Below are 17,608 nucleotides of genomic sequence, written 5' to 3'. Positions count from 1 at the left end.
CAACAAGCGAAAGAGAATTATTTAAAATTCGGAATATATAAAGAGCCCTCGTTTCTGGCGTGGCATTACGCCGCCCAAAAACGAAGCGCTAAAAACGTTCAAATGATATCTTAAACTTTAATGCAGGCATGAAACCATAAACCAGACAAATACACAATCACCGCCCTCGTGAATAACGACTTAAGTATTATTAAACTATTAATGGCATAGGCCGCTTTTTCATTAACAAACTGATATCAATATTGATCATTTACTCACCCGCAACTCATTCACGTCACTTATAAATCAACAAGATGAAACAGATTTCTTTTCACAGCATGTCGGTAAAAATACTGTGTTCAATTGCTACCAATTATATTCAAATTATTCCAGAGATGAATCTTCAGTCCAATAATAGACAATAAAGTCGGTTAGCCATGCCAAAACCAGCACAATTAGCTAACGTACTTACCTTGTACTGAATAGCCGTTTTGCCTGTGAGGGGTTGACATGCGTCAGCGTATCCAGTACCACTAAAAGCATAACGCATTCACCTGGAGCACGATTCATGATTCGCACCCTTCGTTTCACCGGTCTACTACTACTAAACGCATCCACTGTGCGCGGTAGACTGGCGGGCGAAATTCAGCGTTGAATCGTCTTCAGTAAAACTAAAAACCCGCGCCACTGCGCGGGTTTTTTTATGCTCGTAGCAAGGCGCCCTAAGACTGACAAGGACCTAACCCATGAGCCAGCAAGTCGTTATTTTCGATACTACTTTACGTGACGGTGAACAGGCGTTACAGGCGAGCCTGAGTGTTAAAGAGAAACTGCAAATTGCGCTGGCCCTGGAACGCATGGGTGTAGACGTAATGGAGGTCGGTTTTCCTGTCTCCTCGCCGGGTGATTTTGAGTCAGTGCAGACCATCGCCCGCACCATCAAAAACAGCCGCGTGTGCGGTCTGGCGCGCTGCGTTGAGAAAGATATCGATGTGGCCGCGGAATCCCTGAAAGTTGCAGAAGCCTTCCGTATTCATACGTTCATTGCCACCTCACCTATGCACATTGCGACCAAGTTACGCAGTACGCTGGATGACGTGATCGAACGCGCGGTTTACATGGTCAAACGCGCGCGTAACTACACTGATGACGTTGAATTTTCCTGTGAAGATGCTGGCCGCACGCCGATTGACGATCTGGCCCGCGTGGTGGAAGCCGCCATCAATGCCGGTGCCAGAACCATCAACATCCCGGACACCGTCGGCTACACCATGCCATTTGAGTTCGCCAACATCATTACCGGCCTGTACGACCGCGTTCCAAATATTGATAAAGCCATCATCTCCGTGCACACCCACGATGATTTGGGCCTGGCGGTGGGTAATGCCATCGCCGCCGTCCACGCCGGTGCGCGTCAGGTTGAAGGCGCAATGAACGGCATTGGTGAACGTGCCGGCAACTGCTCGCTGGAAGAAGTGATCATGGCGATCAAGGTGCGCAAAGACATCATGAACGTGCACACCCGCATTAATCACAACGAAATCTGGCGCACCAGCCAGACCGTGAGCCAGATTTGCAACATGCCGATCCCGGCCAACAAGGCGATTGTTGGAACCGGCGCGTTCGCCCACTCCTCCGGTATTCACCAGGACGGGGTGCTGAAGAACCGTGAAAACTACGAAATCATGACCCCGGAATCCATCGGTCTGAACCAGGTTCAGCTGAACCTGACCTCACGCTCTGGCCGCGCGGCGGTGAAACACCGTATGGAAGAGATGGGCTATCAGGACAGTGATTACAACATGGATCAGCTGTACGACGCCTTCCTGAAGCTGGCCGACAAGAAAGGCCAGGTATTCGATTACGACCTGGAAGCGCTTGCATTCATCAACAAGCAGCAGGAAGAGCCAGAGCATTTCCGTCTGGACTACTTCAACGTGCAGTCAGGCTCAAGCGATATCGCTACCGCCTCCGTCAAGCTGGCCTGCGGCGAGGAAATTAAAGCGGAAGCCGCCAACGGTAACGGCCCTGTGGATGCCATTTACCAGGCGATTAACCGCGTTACCGAGTACGACGTAGAGCTGGTGAAATACGACCTGACGGCGAAAGGGCACGGCAAAGACGCCCTGGGTCAGGTTGATATCGTCGTCAACTACAACGGTCGCCGCTTCCACGGTGTGGGTCTGGCGACAGATATTGTCGAATCCTCCGCAAAAGCGATGGTGCATGTCCTGAACAACATCTGGCGCGCCGCCGAAGTCGAAAAAGAGTTGCAACGCAAAGCTCAGAATAAAGAGAACAACAAGGAAACCGTGTGATGTCGAAGAATTACCATATTGCCGTGTTGCCGGGTGACGGTATTGGCCCGGAAGTGATGGCACAGGGGCTGAAAGTACTGGAAGCCATTCGCTCGCGTTTTGCGATGAAAATTACCACCAGCCACTACGATGTCGGCGGTATTGCGATTGATAACCACGGTACGCCGCTGCCAAATGCAACGGTGGAAGGCTGTGAAAATGCCGATGCCGTGCTGTTTGGCTCCGTGGGCGGCCCGAAGTGGGAACACCTGCCGCCGGCCGGGCAGCCTGAGCGCGGCGCGCTGCTGCCGCTGCGTAAACATTTCAAGCTGTTCAGCAACCTGCGTCCGGCGAAGCTGTACCCGGGGCTGGAAGAGTTTTGTCCGCTGCGTGCGGATATCGCGGCCAACGGTTTCGACATCCTGTGCGTGCGTGAGCTGACCGGCGGCATCTACTTCGGTCAGCCAAAAGGCCGCGAAGGCAGCGGTCAGCATGAAAAAGCGTTTGACACCGAGGTCTATCACCGTTTTGAAATTGAACGTATCGCCCATATCGCCTTTGAGTCGGCGCGCAAACGCCGCCGTAAGGTGACCTCCATCGATAAAGCGAACGTACTCCAGTCGTCTATTTTGTGGCGCGAAATCGTCAGCGAAGTGGCTAAGCAGTACCCGGACGTTGAGCTGTCGCACATGTACATCGACAACGCGACGATGCAGCTGATTAAGGACCCGTCACAGTTTGACGTCCTGCTGTGTTCTAACCTGTTCGGCGATATTCTCTCGGACGAGTGCGCAATGATTACCGGCTCGATGGGCATGCTGCCCTCTGCCAGCCTGAACGAAGAAGGCTTTGGCCTGTACGAGCCGGCGGGCGGTTCCGCGCCAGATATCGCCGGCAAAAACATTGCCAACCCGATTGCGCAAATTCTTTCGCTGGCCCTGCTGCTGCGCTACAGCCTGGATGCAGGCGATGCAGCAACCGCAATTGAAAACGCCATTAACCGCGCGTTAGAAGAAGGCGTCCGTACCGGTGATTTAGCACGCGGCACGGCGGCAGTCAGTACCGATGAAATGGGCGACATCATTGCCCGCTATGTCGCTGAAGGGGTGTAATCATGGCTAAAACGTTATATGAGAAGTTGTTTGATGCGCACGTTGTCCACGAGGCGCCAGACGAAACCCCGCTGCTGTACATTGACCGCCATCTGGTGCACGAAGTGACCTCCCCTCAGGCCTTCGACGGACTGCGTGCGCACAAGCGCCCGGTGCGTCAGCCGGGTAAAACCTTTGCCACGATGGATCACAACGTCTCCACCCAGACCAAAGACATTAATGCTTCCGGCGAGATGGCGCGCATCCAGATGCAGGAGCTGATCAAGAACTGCAACGAATTTGGCGTGGAGCTGTACGATCTGAACCACCCGTATCAGGGGATCGTCCACGTGATGGGACCTGAGCAGGGTATTACGCTGCCGGGCATGACCATCGTCTGCGGCGACTCCCATACCGCGACGCACGGCGCGTTTGGCGCGCTGGCGTTCGGGATAGGCACCTCTGAAGTTGAACACGTTCTGGCGACACAGACCCTGAAACAGGGACGCGCCAAAACCATGAAGATTGAGGTGAAGGGCAAAGCCGCACCGGGTATCACCGCGAAAGATATCGTGCTGGCGATTATCGGCAAAACCGGCAGCGCAGGCGGCACCGGTCACGTGGTTGAATTCTGCGGTGACGCTATCCAGGCGCTGAGCATGGAAGGTCGTATGACCTTGTGCAATATGGCCATTGAGATGGGTGCCAAGGCAGGGCTGGTCGCACCGGACGAAACCACCTTCAACTATGTGAAGGGGCGTCTGCATGCTCCGAAAGCACAGGATTTTGACGACGCGGTCGCGTACTGGAAAACCCTCAAAACGGATGAGGGGGCAGTTTTTGATACCGTGGTGACGTTGCAGGCGGAAGAGATCGCCCCCCAGGTCACCTGGGGCACCAACCCGGGCCAGGTCATCTCCGTCAATGACAGCATTCCTGACCCGGCTTCCTTCGCCGATCCGGTCGAACGCGCCAGTGCGGAAAAAGCGCTGGCCTATATGGGGCTGAAACCCGGCGTACCGCTGACTGACGTGAGCATTGATAAGGTGTTCATCGGCTCCTGCACTAACTCCCGTATCGAAGATTTACGCGCGGCGGCTGAGATTGCTAAAGGCCGCAAAGTGGCGCCCGGTGTGCAGGCGCTGGTTGTGCCGGGTTCCGGTCCGGTGAAAGCCCAGGCGGAAGCGGAAGGTCTGGATAAGATTTTTATTGATGCAGGCTTTGAGTGGCGCCTGCCGGGCTGCTCCATGTGTCTGGCGATGAACAATGACCGCCTGAATCCGGGTGAGCGTTGCGCATCCACCAGCAACCGTAACTTTGAAGGCCGTCAGGGCCGGGGTGGACGCACCCACCTGGTCAGTCCGGCAATGGCCGCCGCCGCGGCAGTCACCGGTCATTTCGCCGATATTCGCAGCCTGAAATAAGGAGACAATCATGGCAGAGAAATTTACCCAACATACGGGCCGTGTTGTCCCGCTGGACGCCGCGAACGTTGATACGGATGCGATCATTCCTAAGCAGTTTTTGCAGAAAGTGACGCGCACGGGCTTTGGCGCGCACCTGTTCAACGACTGGCGTTTCCTCGATGACAAAGGCGAAGTGCCCAACCCGGAGTTCGTCCTGAACTTTCCGGAATACAAAGGCGCGTCGATTCTGCTGGCGCGGGAAAACTTTGGCTGCGGATCGTCGCGTGAACACGCTCCCTGGGCGCTGACCGACTACGGCTTTAAGGTGGTTATCGCCCCGAGCTTTGCGGATATCTTCTACGGCAACAGCTTCAACAACCAGCTGCTACCGGTGACGCTGAGCGACGAGCAGGTCGATGAACTGTTTGCGCTGGTGCAGGCGAATCCGGGGATTTCGTTTGAGGTGGATCTGGAAGCGGAAGTGGTGAAAGCCGGGGATAAAACCTATAGCTTCAGCATTGACGCGTTCCGTCGCCACTGCATGCTGAACGGTCTGGACAGCATTGGCCTGACGCTGCAACACGAAGAGGCTATCTCCGCCTACGAGAAAAAACAGCCTGCGTTTATGGGGTAGAAGCAATGGCCCGCAGGGCGCGGGCCATTGATAAGGGTGCGTTGAGGCGTAACCACTTTTGAGTGGCGGGGAAACCTCTCCCCGCCCATACCGCTAACGTTTTGCTTCGTAAGCCAACACTGCCGCCAGCTCTGTTTTCTCCTGTCTGAAATGCAGTTCGCACAGCGAGTCGCGCACCATCCAGGTGAAGATCAACAGCGTCGAACAGATCAGAAACAAACCTAACAGCAGAGTACGTTTTGGCATTCCAGCCTCCTTATTGCTTTTCGGCAATGAAGAGACTAACCTCGCAATGATCGTTGTGAAGTTGGTCTCCCCATCAGTTTTTTGATGTGGGACTCTCCACTGTTTGCCTCTTGCGAAAGCCTGAGGCAAACAGCCTCAAGCACCCGTCACGCACTCTATGCGCCTTCTTTGTATCTGTCAGAAAATCGTTTCATTTCGTGAAGCCGCCTTCCAGAATCAAACGTCTTTAACCCGGCACGTCAACACCAGCGTGACAATCGAAATCGCCGCAATCACCCAGTATACGGATGCATGGCCATAGCTTTGCGCCAGCGCACCCTGAATTACACCCGCCAGGATCACGCCAGTCGAAATACTGTTGGTAAACAGCGTGGTCGCCGAGCCAGCGCGTCCAGGCATGAGATCCTGGAACCAGAGCATGCCTATCCCGGCGACAATCCCGATAAACACGGCATTAAACAGTTGCAGCGCCAGCAGTGCGTTGTGCGAGTGGAAGAAGATCAGCCCGATATAGAACATCACCCCGGCGGCAACCGCCACCACCATCATTTTGCGTTTTCCGAAGCGCTTGACGTAATATCCCGCCAGAATCATTGCCGGAATTTCCAGCCCGGCAGCGGTACCCATTAAGAGCCCCGCAAGCTTGTCCGGCAGCCCCAGATCGCTGCTGATCCACAGCGGCATGTCGATGATGTACATGGTGTTGCAGGTCCACATCAGCGTGGAGGCGATAAACAACATGCGGACGTTTTTATCCTGCCAGCCGCTTACCTGCGTGATGGGTTTGTCCGAGGCCTGCTCCACGCGCGCCACCGACGGCAGCGCAAAGGCAATCAGCGCCAGGCTGATGGCAAAAATCCCCGCAGCGATGGAGAACATGGCGGTGAAACCGTAGTTCAGCGCCAGCATGAACGCCAGCGGAGGGCCGATGACCCACGCGAGAGAGAGCTGGGCACGCATCACCGAACTGAACATCACCACTTCCCGCGCCGAGTTGTCGGCGTACTCCCGGGCCAGAGCGAACAGCTGCGGCATAGCGGTGTTTGCCAGAGAAGCCAGCAGCACGCCGCAGGTGATGAGGGTCAGGTAATGGCGGTTGAAGGCAAACAGCAGCGCGTTGCCCACGGCCACGGCGCAGCAAAAGAGGATCAGTTTGCGGCGATCGCCCTGGCTGTCGGATCGTTTCGCCAGCCACAGGCTGACGAGGATCCCGGCAATGGCGTTGACGGTATAGAACAGACCCACCCAAAACGGCTGCGCCCCCACCTCACGGCTGAGAAACAGGCTCAGCGTCGGTGCCTGTAGCGCACCGGCCACGCCCATCATAAAGGCCACCAGCATAAAAGCGGCGTACACGCCGTTCAGGCGTCGCCCCATCGTCATCAACCAGAGCATGCGCAAGTCCTTGTGAAAGCGAATCGAATTTGGGTGAAATAGTAAACGAAAAAAGCCAGCAAAAACATTTTGCTGGCGGGTGATTAGCACCAATACTCAGTCACACATGATCGAGGCGAGTTAGCGAGAAGAGGTCGGTTTCGTAACGTCCCACTGCATCAGATCTTCCAGGATTCTCAGCCGCTGCTCTGCGCACTGGCGGGCCAGCCAGGACACTCCCTTTGTCGCTGAAAAATAGTGCTGATAAAACTGACGTGCGGTAGACCTCTTCATAATTTACCTCCTCGCTTCATCGGGAAGAATTATTGGCCTAATATAGGGATAAATAAATTGCTGGTTTTTTGTCAGGAGTTCCCCTTTTATGCCTTCCGGTCGTCTGCAACAACAATTCATCCGCCTGTGGCAGTGCTGCGAGGGGCAGTCGCAGGAGACCACGCTGAACGAACTGGCCGAGCTGCTTAACTGCTCCCGGCGTCATATGCGCACCCTCCTCAACACCATGCAGCAGCACGGCTGGCTCAGCTGGGAAGCGGAGGCGGGACGCGGCAAGCGCTCGCGCCTGACGTTCCTTTATACCGGCCTGGCGTTGCAGCAGCAGCGGGCGGAGGACTTGCTGGAGCAGGACCGCATCGATCAGCTGGTCCAGTTGGTGGGCGACAAAGCCGCCGTGCGCCAAATGCTGGTCTCGCACCTGGGACGCAGCTTTCGTCAGGGGCGCCACATTCTGCGGGTGCTTTACTACCGCCCAATGAAAAATCTGCTGCCCGGTACGGCGCTGCGTCGCTCTGAAACCCACATGGCCCGGCAGATATTCAGCGGCCTGACGAAAATAAATGAGGAAAACGGGGAACTGGAAGCGGATATCGCCCACCACTGGCAGCAGCTTTCCCCGCTGCACTGGCGCTTCTTTTTACGACCCGGCATTCATTTCCACCATGGACGCGAGCTGGAGATGCGTGACGTCATCGCCTCTTTAGAGCGCGCCCGCACGCTGCCGCTCTATTCGCATATCACGCGGATCCACTCCCCAACGGCCTGGACGCTGGATATTGAGCTATCGCAGCCGGACAACTGGCTTCCGTGGCTTCTGGGCTACGTGCCCTCGATGATCCTGCCTGCCGAGTGGCGATCCCTGAACAATTTTTCCAGCCAGCCGATTGGTACAGGCCCCTACTCCGTTACGCGCAATAACAGCAATCAGTTGAAGATCCGCGCCTTTGATGACTATTTTGGCTATCGGGCGCTGATCGACGAAGTGAACGTCTGGGTGTTACCGGATCTCAACGAAGAGCTGAGCGCAGGCCTCACCCTGGAAGGGCCAACAACCAGCGAAAAGGCGTTCGAGAGTCGCCTGGAAGAGGGCTGCTACTATCTGCTTTTTGACAGCCGCAGCCATCGCGGGGCGAATCACGACGTCCGCAAGTGGATCAGCCATATTCTGGCCCCCGCTAACCTGATTTATCACGCTGAAGAGCAATACCAGACCTGGTGGTTCCCGGCCTATGGCCTGCTTCCGCGCTGGCACCATGCACAGCCGGTCCGCAGCGAGAAACCTGCCGGACTGGAGACCATCACCCTCAGCTACTATCGCGATCACATTGAGCACCGGTTTATCGCAAGGATCATGAGTAAGCTGCTGGCAGCCGAGGGGGTGACGCTGGCGATACAGGAAGTGGACTATGATGAATGGCACCGTGGGGATGTGGTCAGCGATATCTGGCTCAACAGCGCGAACTTCACGCTGCCGCTGGATTTCTCGCTCTTTTCACACCTGTATGAAGTGCCTCTTATTCAGCACTGCATCAGCCGGGACTGGCAGCAGGACGCCGCAAGGTGGCGGGCAGGAGAGATGGATCTGGCCGCCTGGTGCCAGGAGCTGCTGGCCGGGCAGACGATCGTACCGTTAATTCACCACTGGCTGCTGATCCAGGGGCAGCGCAGCATGCGCGGCCTGCGGATGAACACCCTGGGCTGGTTTGATTTTAAATCCGCATGGTTTGCGCCGCCGGAGCCATAACGCTTTCGTAATATTCACCAAATCATTACAATAGCGCCGTTCTCAACGGGGTGCTGCATCACTGATGTGCGCTGAGATAATACCCGTCGAACCTGATCCGGATAACGCCGGCGAAGGGATTTGAGGCTGTTTCTCAAAATCCTTTGCCACTCAACCCTGAGGTGCAAAGTGTTAAAAAACGTTCTTCCTCTGCTGGCGCTGTTTGCGCTGCCTGTTTTTGCTAAACCTGTTTTGACGGTCTATACCTACGACTCCTTCTCCGCCGACTGGGGCCCCGGCCCGGTGGTGAAAAAAGCCTTTGAAGCCGACTGCAACTGCGAGCTGAAGTTCGTGGCGCTGGAAGATGGCGTGTCGCTGCTCAACCGTCTGCGTATGGAAGGCAAAAACAGCAAGGCCGACGTGGTGCTCGGGCTGGATAACAACCTGCTGGACGCCGCCACGCAAACCAGACTGTTTGCCAAAAGCGGCGTAGCGGCAGATGCCGTCAACGTGCCGGGCGGCTGGAAAAACGACACCTTCGTTCCCTTCGATTACGGCTACTTTGCGTTCGTCTACGATAAAAACAAGCTGAAGAACCCGCCGAAGAGCCTGAAAGAGCTGGTCGAAAGCGACAAGAAATGGCGCGTGATTTATGAAGATCCGCGCACCAGCACGCCGGGTCTGGGCCTGCTGCTGTGGATGCAGAAAGTCTACGGCGACAAAACGCCGGAGGCGTGGCAGAAGCTGGCTGCGAAAACCGTTACGGTCACGAAAGGCTGGAGCGAAGCCTATGGCCTGTTCCTGAAAGGCGAAAGCGACCTGGTGCTGAGCTACACCACCTCTCCGGCCTACCACATTATTGCCGAGAAGAAAGATAACTACGCCGCCGCGAACTTTGCCGAAGGGCATTATCTCCAGGTGGAAGTGGCGGCGCGGACCGCTGCCAGCAAGCAGCCAGAACTGGCCGAAAAATTCCTGAAATTTATGGTCTCCCCGGCATTCCAGAACGCCATTCCGACGGGCAACTGGATGTACCCGGTTACCGACGCGGCGCTGCCGGCAGGCTTTGAGAAGCTGAACAAACCGCAGACCGCGCTGGAATTTACGCCGCAGCAGGTTGCCGCTCAGCGCGCCGCATGGATAAGCGAATGGCAACGCGCCGTCAGCCGCTGATCCCCGGCTGGTTAGTGCCCGGACTGATTGCCGCCATACTGATGGTGGTCGTCAGTCTGGGCGCGTTTCTCGCGCTGTGGTTTAACGCGCCAGAGAGCGATCTGCTCGCGCTCTGGCACGACAGCTATCTCTGGCACGTTATCCGGTTCTCCTTCTGGCAGGCGTTTCTCTCCGCGCTGCTGTCAGTCATCCCGGCCATTTTCCTCGCCCGCGCCCTCTATCGCAGACGTTTCCCCGGCAGGCTGGCCCTGCTGCGCCTGTGTGCCATGACGCTGATCCTGCCCGTACTGGTGGCGGTGTTCGGGATTCTGAGCGTATACGGTCGCCAGGGCTGGCTGGCCTCCCTCTTCAACCTGCTTGGTCTGGAATGGACCTTCTCCCCTTACGGCCTGAAGGGCATTCTGCTGGCGCATATTTTTTTCAATATGCCGATGGCGACGCGCCTCTTTTTACAGGCGCTGGAGAACATTCCCGGCGAGCAGCGCCAGATTGCCGCCCAGCTTGGCATGCGCGGCTGGTCGTTCTTCCGTTTTGTCGAATGGCCGTGGCTGCGACGTCAGATCGCCCCGGTTGCCGCGCTGATCTTTATGCTCTGCTTCGCCAGCTTTGCCACCGTCCTTTCGCTCGGCGGCGGGCCGCAGGCCACCACCATCGAGCTGGCGATCTATCAGGCCTTAAGCTACGACTACGATCCGGGGCGCGCCGCGCTGCTGGCGATCGTGCAGATGGTGTGCTGCCTGGCGCTGGTGTTACTCAGCCAGCGGCTGAGCAAAGCGATCCCCGCAGGAAGCAATACCCTTTCCGGCTGGCGCGATCCGCAGGACAGCCTGCACAGCCGCATCGCGGACGTGATGCTGATCGCGCTGGCGCTCCTGCTTCTGCTGCCGCCGCTGCTGGCCGTGATCGCCGATGGGCTCAACAGGAATGTGGTGTCGGTACTGCAACAGCCGGTCCTGTGGCAGGCCACGTGGACCTCGTTGCGCATCGCGCTGGCAGCCGGGCTCCTGTGCGTGATCCTGACCATGATGCTGCTCTGGAGCAGCCGCGAGCTTTACGCGCGCCATGCCCGCAAAGCCGGACACGCGCTGGAGCTGACGGGTATGCTGATCCTGGCGATGCCGGGCATCGTGCTGGCGACCGGCTTCTTTTTACTGTTTAACAGCACCATCGGCCTGCCGGAAAGCGCCGACGGCATCGTCATTTTTACCAACGCCTTAATGGCCATCCCGTATGCGCTGAAGGTGCTGGAAAACCCGATGCGGGATGTTAACAGCCGGTACAGCGCCCTGTGCCAGTCCCTTGGCATTATGGGCTGGCGGCGGCTGAAAGTGGTTGAACTACGCGCCCTGAAACGGCCGCTCGCCCAGGCGATGGCCTTCGCCTGCGTGCTGTCGATTGGGGATTTTGGCGTGGTGGCCCTCTTTGGCAACGAGGATTTCCGCACGCTGCCGTTTTGGCTTTATCAGCAAATTGGCTCCTACCGCAGCCAGGACGGTGCCGTCACGGCGCTGCTCCTGTTACTGCTGTGCTTTGCCTTATTTACCGTTATCGAAAAACTTCCGGGGCGTGATGTTAAAACTGACTGATGTAACCTGGCTTTACGAGCACCTGCCCATGCGTTTTACCCTTTCCGTTCGTCAGGGAGAGCGAATTGCGGTGCTTGGCCCAAGCGGGGCCGGAAAAAGTACCCTGCTCAATTTGATTGCCGGTTTTTTGCAGCCTGCCAGCGGGTCGATAGTCATTGATAATGGCGAGTATACCTACGCTCCGCCGGCTAAGCGCCCGGTGTCGATGCTGTTTCAGGAAAACAATCTGTTTAATCACCTTACGGTGTGGCAGAACATCGCGCTGGGAATCGATCCGGGGTTAAAGCTCAATGCTGCGCAGCGTCAGAAGCTGGCGGCGATTGCCGAACAAATGGGCCTGTCCGCGTTGATTACCAGACTGCCCGGTGAGCTTTCCGGCGGCCAGCGTCAGCGCGTGGCGCTGGCACGCTGTCTGGTGCGCGAACAGCCGCTGCTGCTGCTCGACGAACCCTTCTCGGCCCTTGATCCGGCCCTGCGACAGGAGATGCTCTCGCTGGTTGAGGAGGTTTGCCAGCGCCAGCAGATCACGATGCTGATGGTTTCGCACAGCATTGAAGATGCCGCACGCATCGCGCCGCGATCGGTAGTGATCGCGGAGGGACGGATTTTGTGGGATGGCACGACCGACGCCTTAATGAGCGGGAAAGAAATCGCGTCAGGATTACTGGGTATAAAACCGTAGGCCGGGCAAACGAAGTGTATGACCGGATACATAGGTGACAGATCAGACCGGGAACATAGGTAACACATTTTAGTCTATCCGGAGCACACTCTGGGTTTTCCGGTCATAGTACGCAAGCGTTATTCCGTTAAAGATGATGGCCTCAAGGCCATCATCTTGTTCTTCCAGCATGATGTACTCATCCGTCAGCGCTTCACTCAGGAACACCGTCCCCTTTTTCCCCATATAGAGTGTCCCCCTCGATTTCACCCTGTAGACCTTACCTCCTTCCGGATAAGCATAGTCAGGAACACTGCCATCCCAGTGCCGGTTCGAGGGATGCCATACCGTTCCGGGCGTTGCACCCGCCAGGGCTTCATGCGGCCTTTCGTAGTTAAATTCTTCCCGGTAATCACTGAACCACCGCTGTTGTTCTTCCATCGTCATGAAGGTGTTGCCCTGTTTCACTGCACTTTTCAGGGAACGGTGCATTCGCTCATGGCGGCCATTTTCTTCCGGATGACCCTTTCTGATACGCTCCGGCCTGATGCCCAGCTTGATTAGCCAGACGGCAAGGCGACTTAATCCGGCTATTCCTGTTCCCGCGAAGGGCTGACCGTTATCGGTTCTGAGCACTTCCGGCAGACCGTATTCCAGGAACGCATCTGTCAGGCACTGTCTGACGAAGGGCTCACTCTCCCGGTCCGTTCCCCGGCAGCTCAGAAGATACCGGCTGTGATTGTCGGTCAGGGTGAAGGGATGGCAGTACTCTCTGCTCAGCAGCCTGAACTTACCTTTAAAATCAGCGCTCCAGACCTGATTGTTTTCACTGATGATGGTCAGGGGCTGGCGATTGCCCGGGGTTCTGCGTTTTCGCTTTTTATCCGGAACCAGGCCTTCACGCTTGAGGATATCGCCGACAGTGCTGGCAGCAGGTACGGTAAAATCGACATGATGGTTGAGGAGCCACATCCGCAGTTTTTTGGGGCCCCAGTCAGGGTGTTTTTGACGCAGGGCAGTCAGGTGTCCGACGATATAATCGGGAACCGTCCGGGAGTGGGAGCGTGGCGCACGCGACCGGTCAGAGAGAGATGACAGGTCAGAAGGGTCAAACCGCTGAAGCCATTTATAGCCTGTTTTACGGCTGATGCCAAAAAGACGGCAAAGAGCGGAGAAGGAGTCCGTACCTGCATGGCAGGCACGGATAAAATCAAGGCGTTGCATAGGTCGGGTCTCAGTCCAGGGCATAGCGAGTCTCCTCTTCTATGCCAGTTATAACTGTTACCCATGTATCCGGTCTAAAGTGTTACCCATGTTTCCGGTTCATACCGAAGTGCCGCCCGGCGTTTAACGGCTCACCACCTTCAGCAGGATCTCGCCATACACCGGCATCAGCGGGTGACGAATCAGCGCGACCAGCGCCACCACCGCCACGCCCAGCGTCAGCGGGGCAAGCCAGAGCAGGCGCGTGCGCGGGAGATAGCGCGTCAGGCGATCGACGCTGGCTTTCGCGCTGCGCCATAGCCGCCAGCAGAGCCAGACCGCCAGCCACAGCAGCACCGCCGTTCCCAGCAGCAGCCATTTGAACTCACCGCTTTGCATACCGTCAGGAATATCAATGGCCGCGCCTGCCAGAATACCCGGCAGGAAGTAGAACGGCGGCCAGAAGACGCAGCCAATGATGTTCGGCACCACGAATTTCGCGACGGGCAGGTCCAGCATCCCGGCAACCATCGGCACCAGCGGACGCGTTGGGCCAACGAAGCGCCCCACGAGGATGGTGAACATGCTGTGCTGATGCAGCGCATGCTCGGTTTTATCCAGCAGCGCTTTGTTCTTCTTCATGAACGACCAGCGGTGCAGCGGCTTCTTAAAGCGCCAACCCAGCCAGAAGGAGATCCAGTCCCCCAGCAAACAGCCGATAATACCGGCCATCCACGCCTGCCAGAAATTGACCTCACCGCTGCCGATAAGCGCCCCAAGCCCCGCCATCATCACGGTGCCGGGCAGGATCAGCCCGACCAGCGCCAGCGATTCCAGAAACGCCACCAGCGCTACGGCGATGAGCGAATACATAACGGACTGGGTAATAAAATGTTCCAGCAATGCCTGCATAACTATTCCGGTCAGAAAACGAATCAGCGATTCTGCTTAGCGCCCTGCACCGCGTCAAGGCAACAATTGTCTGAATAGTTTACAGGGTGCTTTCTGAGTTCACCTGTATGTTTAGCTTTTTTTACCGATTATTCACATCCCGCGCGAAATTCACTGGGGCTGGCACCGGTGCACTTCTTAAACACGCGAGAAAAATAGAGCTGATCTTCAAAGCCCACGTTACGTCCGACGGTGGCGATAGGCATTCGGGTGGTGCTGAGCAGCAGTTTCGCCTGGCTGATGCGCTGATCCTCACGCCAGCTGAGCACGCTCACGCCAAGCTGCTGGCGGAACAGGTGTGACAGGCGAGACGGCGAAAGACAGACGTGCTGGGCAACGCTGGCGATATCAAACTGGCTGTCGGCCAGATGGTCGCTAATGTACTGGCAGGCATCACGGACGCGGTTATCCAGCGGCGGGTTAAGCGATTCGTTGATCGCCTCCATGCGGCGCAGCAGCACCTGCTCAAGCAGGTTGATCGCCAGCAGCTCGGCATAGCGCCCGCCCGCCTGCCCCGCCTCAATAATTTGTGCGAACAGCTCACGAAACTGCGTCAGATGCGCCTCATCCGGACGATAAAAACCGGTTTGCGCGAAAATAGCCGGCCATGAGAGCCACTCCTGCCAGTAGGCGCGCGGGCGGAAATAGACCCACTGGTGATACCACTCTTTGGCATCCGGGTGACGCCCGTAGTGGTGGATCTCCCCCGGCGGGAACAGCAGCATATCGCCCGGGCGGCAAACAAACTGCCGATCGCCGTTTTTGATCACCCCTTCCCCGCGTACGGTCAGGTTCAGAATATACCCTTTCATGCCGAGCGGTCGGTCGACGTAAAAATCGAGATACCCCTCGGCCTCAATTGGCGTCAGCCCCGCCACCAGATGGGCATTAAATGAGTATCCCGGCAGCAGGGGATCGTTTTGCGGTTCGGCCATAGATTCAGTTCTCCAAAGGGTCCTGAAGGAAACCATTTGTCCATATCGATAAAAGCAGTATAAAAATGGCCTGCGAAAAGATCCAAAAAGCATCACGCCTCTTTTACGTCCGCCATGTTTCAGCCTTTTCCCCTGATTTTTCTGCCGACACGGGCAGAGAAGCAGTAACAAAAGTGTCTATAAGTGCGGCAGAAATGTCCACATTGAATATTTGCACGGCGTCACACTTTCCGTTGCTACAGCAATTTAGTCCATAAGATTAGCGGATCCTGCCTGACGATTTTTGTCCCCAGTCTCTAATGTTCTTCCATACCTGTTTCGGATGGAGCAACACCATGGCAATTGCAATTGGCCTCGATTTTGGCAGCGACTCGGTTCGCGCGCTGGCAGTGGACTGTACGACTGGCCAGGAGATAGCAACCAGCGTTGAGTGGTATCCGCGCTGGCAAGAGGGGCGCTACTGCGATGCGCCAAACAACCAGTTCCGTCACCACCCGCGCGATTACATTGAATCGATGGAAGCGGCGATCAAAACCGTGCTGGCTGAACTGACGGACGCCCAGCGGGCCGACGTCGTGGGGATTGGCGTCGACAGCACTGGCTCAACGCCGGCCCCTGTCGATGCCGAAGGCCGCGTGCTGGCGCTGCGCCCGGAGTTTGCCGACAACCCGAACGCCATGTTTGTGCTGTGGAAAGACCATACCGCCGTGGAAGAGGCGGAAGCCATCACCCGCTTATGCCATCAGCCGGGCAAGACCGACTACTCACGCTATATCGGCGGAATTTACTCCAGCGAGTGGTTCTGGGCCAAAATCCTGCACGTTACCCGCGCGGACGCTTCGGTCGCCCAGGCCGCGGCATCATGGATTGAGCTGTGCGACTGGGTGCCCGCCCTGCTCTCCGGCACCACTCGCCCGCAGGATATCCGCCGCGGACGCTGTAGCGCCGGACATAAATCCCTGTGGCATGAAGGCTGGGGCGGTCTTCCTCCGGCAGCGTTCTTCGATGAGCTTGACCCGATCATCAACAAAAACCTGACATACCCGCTCTTTACCGACACCTTCACCGCCGATATTCCGGTCGGCACGCTCTGCGAAGAGTGGGCGACGCGTCTCGGCCTGCCGCAAAACGTGACCATTTCCGGCGGCGCGTTCGACTGCCACATGGGCGCCGTGGGCGCGGGTGCGCAGCCTAACACGCTGGTGAAAGTGATTGGCACCTCCACCTGCGACATTCTGACGGCAGATAAGGCCAGCGTCGGAGACCGCGCGGTAAAAGGCATCTGCGGCCAGGTTGACGGCAGCGTGGTGCCGGACTTTATCGGCCTTGAAGCGGGTCAGTCCGCGTTTGGCGATATCTACGCCTGGTTTGGCCGCGTGCTCGGCTGGCCGCTGGATCAGCTGGCTGCCGCGCATCCTGAGCTGAAAACACAGATTATGGCGAGCAAAAAACAGCTCCTGCCGCAGCTCACCGAAGCCTGGGCAAAAAATCCGTCTCTCGACCACCTTCCGGTGGTGCTGGACTGGTTCAACGGACGCCGCACGCCGTTCGCGAACCAGCGCCTGAAAGGGGTGATTACCGATCTCAACCTGGCGACCGACGCGCCCGCGCTGTTCGGCGGCCTGATTGCTGCCACCGCGTTCGGCGCGCGCGCCATTATGGAGTGCTTCACCGAACAGGGCATCGACGTGAACAACGTGATGGCGCTGGGCGGTATCGCTCGTAAAAACCCGGTGATTATGCAGGCCTGCTGCGACGTGCTGAACCGTCCGCTGCAAATAGTGGCCTCCGATCAGTGCTGTGCGCTGGGCGCCGCGATTTTCGCTGCCGTGGCCGCAGGCGTGCATGCGGATATCCCGACCGCGCAACAGCATATGGCGAGCGCCGTCGAAAATACGCTCCAGCCGCAGCCTCAGCAGGCACAACGCTTTGAACAGCTTTATCAGCGCTACCAGCAATGGGCAAAAAGCGCCGAACTTCACTATCTCCCTGTCGCCGCCCCGGCCAAAAGTACCGCGGACACTACGGCAACCCTGACACATTAAGGACACGATA

Annotated in this window: 16 protein-coding genes and 1 riboswitch; of the genes, 10 read left to right on the top strand and 6 right to left on the bottom strand. The window is 57.1% G+C overall.

Annotated features, from left to right (window positions below; translation table 11 throughout):
- The first annotated feature begins 547 nt into the window (after nucleotides 1–547).
- The 5 genes from leuL (at nucleotide 548) to leuD (ending at nucleotide 5,407) form a co-directional block, all read left to right on the top strand.
- Complete coding sequence (gene leuL / locus DBR02_RS27160) at nucleotides 548–634, top strand: leu operon leader peptide (RefSeq protein ID WP_057979999.1); 87 nt, start codon at nucleotides 548–550, stop codon at nucleotides 632–634.
- Between the two features lie 91 nt (nucleotides 635–725).
- Nucleotides 726–2,297 (top strand): 2-isopropylmalate synthase, encoded by a 1,572-nt coding sequence (leuA, locus tag DBR02_RS14360; RefSeq protein ID WP_063867449.1) that lies wholly within the window; start codon nucleotides 726–728, stop codon nucleotides 2,295–2,297.
- Nucleotides 2,297–3,388 (top strand): 3-isopropylmalate dehydrogenase, encoded by a 1,092-nt coding sequence (gene leuB / locus DBR02_RS14355; protein ID WP_107534687.1) that lies wholly within the window; start codon nucleotides 2,297–2,299, stop codon nucleotides 3,386–3,388. The genes leuA and leuB overlap by 1 nt, the downstream gene beginning before the upstream one ends.
- Before the next feature lie 2 nt (nucleotides 3,389–3,390).
- Nucleotides 3,391–4,791 (top strand): 3-isopropylmalate dehydratase large subunit, encoded by a 1,401-nt coding sequence (gene leuC, locus DBR02_RS14350; RefSeq protein WP_063450670.1) that lies wholly within the window; start codon nucleotides 3,391–3,393, stop codon nucleotides 4,789–4,791.
- Between the two features lie 10 nt (nucleotides 4,792–4,801).
- The gene (gene leuD, locus DBR02_RS14345) at nucleotides 4,802–5,407 is read left to right on the top strand and encodes a 3-isopropylmalate dehydratase small subunit (RefSeq protein WP_045141617.1); all 606 of its coding nucleotides are present in this window, start codon (nucleotides 4,802–4,804) and stop codon (nucleotides 5,405–5,407) included.
- A gap of 93 nt (nucleotides 5,408–5,500) precedes the next feature.
- Here leuD and DBR02_RS14340 read toward each other — a convergent pair whose 3' ends face one another.
- From DBR02_RS14340 to sgrT, 3 genes are all read right to left on the bottom strand, one after another.
- On the bottom strand, nucleotides 5,501–5,653 hold the full coding sequence (locus tag DBR02_RS14340) for a Hok/Gef family protein (protein WP_063867447.1): 153 nt from the start codon (nucleotides 5,651–5,653) through the stop codon (nucleotides 5,501–5,503).
- 216 nt (nucleotides 5,654–5,869) lie between these two features.
- On the bottom strand, nucleotides 5,870–7,048 hold the full coding sequence (locus DBR02_RS14335) for a sugar efflux transporter (protein WP_107534686.1): 1,179 nt from the start codon (nucleotides 7,046–7,048) through the stop codon (nucleotides 5,870–5,872).
- A 120-nt stretch (nucleotides 7,049–7,168) separates the two neighbouring features.
- Nucleotides 7,169–7,321: a glucose uptake inhibitor SgrT gene (gene sgrT / locus DBR02_RS14330; protein ID WP_003856388.1), complete on the bottom strand. Its 153-nt coding sequence runs from the start codon at nucleotides 7,319–7,321 to the stop codon at nucleotides 7,169–7,171.
- 88 nt (nucleotides 7,322–7,409) lie between these two features.
- Between sgrT and sgrR the strand changes: the two genes are divergently transcribed.
- The 4 genes from sgrR to thiQ all read left to right on the top strand — a co-directional run bounded on the left by sgrR (nucleotide 7,410) and on the right by thiQ (nucleotide 12,485).
- Nucleotides 7,410–9,065 carry an HTH-type transcriptional regulator SgrR gene (gene sgrR / locus DBR02_RS14325; protein WP_063867445.1) on the top strand — a complete coding sequence of 552 codons (1,656 nt, stop codon included), beginning with the start codon at nucleotides 7,410–7,412 and terminating at the stop codon, nucleotides 9,063–9,065.
- Nucleotides 9,066–9,101: 36 nt separating this feature from the next.
- Nucleotides 9,102–9,202: riboswitch (TPP riboswitch) on the top strand.
- 31 nt (nucleotides 9,203–9,233) lie between these two features.
- Nucleotides 9,234–10,217 (top strand): thiamine ABC transporter substrate binding subunit, encoded by a 984-nt coding sequence (thiB, locus tag DBR02_RS14320; protein WP_107534685.1) that lies wholly within the window; start codon nucleotides 9,234–9,236, stop codon nucleotides 10,215–10,217.
- Nucleotides 10,193–11,803 carry a thiamine/thiamine pyrophosphate ABC transporter permease ThiP gene (gene thiP / locus DBR02_RS14315; protein WP_107534684.1) on the top strand — a complete coding sequence of 537 codons (1,611 nt, stop codon included), beginning with the start codon at nucleotides 10,193–10,195 and terminating at the stop codon, nucleotides 11,801–11,803. Before thiB ends, thiP begins: the two co-directional genes overlap by 25 nt.
- Nucleotides 11,787–12,485: a thiamine ABC transporter ATP-binding protein ThiQ gene (gene thiQ, locus DBR02_RS14310; RefSeq protein WP_107534683.1), complete on the top strand. Its 699-nt coding sequence runs from the start codon at nucleotides 11,787–11,789 to the stop codon at nucleotides 12,483–12,485. The genes thiP and thiQ overlap by 17 nt, the downstream gene beginning before the upstream one ends.
- Nucleotides 12,486–12,554: 69 nt before the next feature.
- Here the strand turns inward: thiQ and DBR02_RS14305 are convergent, their stop codons facing one another.
- The 3 genes from DBR02_RS14305 to araC form a co-directional block, all read right to left on the bottom strand.
- Nucleotides 12,555–13,712 carry a DDE-type integrase/transposase/recombinase gene (locus DBR02_RS14305; RefSeq protein ID WP_107533827.1) on the bottom strand — a complete coding sequence of 386 codons (1,158 nt, stop codon included), beginning with the start codon at nucleotides 13,710–13,712 and terminating at the stop codon, nucleotides 12,555–12,557.
- Between the two features lie 99 nt (nucleotides 13,713–13,811).
- Nucleotides 13,812–14,579 (bottom strand): DedA family protein, encoded by a 768-nt coding sequence (locus DBR02_RS14300; protein ID WP_017383796.1) that lies wholly within the window; start codon nucleotides 14,577–14,579, stop codon nucleotides 13,812–13,814.
- A gap of 128 nt (nucleotides 14,580–14,707) precedes the next feature.
- Nucleotides 14,708–15,553, bottom strand: coding sequence for an arabinose operon transcriptional regulator AraC (gene araC / locus DBR02_RS14295; protein WP_107534682.1), 846 nt, complete (start codon nucleotides 15,551–15,553; stop codon nucleotides 14,708–14,710).
- 335 nt (nucleotides 15,554–15,888) lie between these two features.
- Here araC and araB point away from each other — a divergent pair, with 335 nt between their 5' ends.
- Nucleotides 15,889–17,598, top strand: a complete 1,710-nt coding sequence (araB, locus tag DBR02_RS14290) for a ribulokinase (protein WP_107534681.1) — start codon at nucleotides 15,889–15,891, stop codon at nucleotides 17,596–17,598.
- The last annotated feature ends 10 nt before the right edge of the window (nucleotides 17,599–17,608 follow it).

The sequence above is a fragment of the Enterobacter cloacae complex sp. genome (genome assembly GCF_900322725.1).
Lineage (GTDB): Bacteria > Pseudomonadota > Gammaproteobacteria > Enterobacterales > Enterobacteriaceae > Enterobacter > Enterobacter quasihormaechei.
The sequence above is the reverse complement of the archived record's forward strand: the minus strand, read 5'-3'. Positions and strand labels throughout refer to the sequence as shown.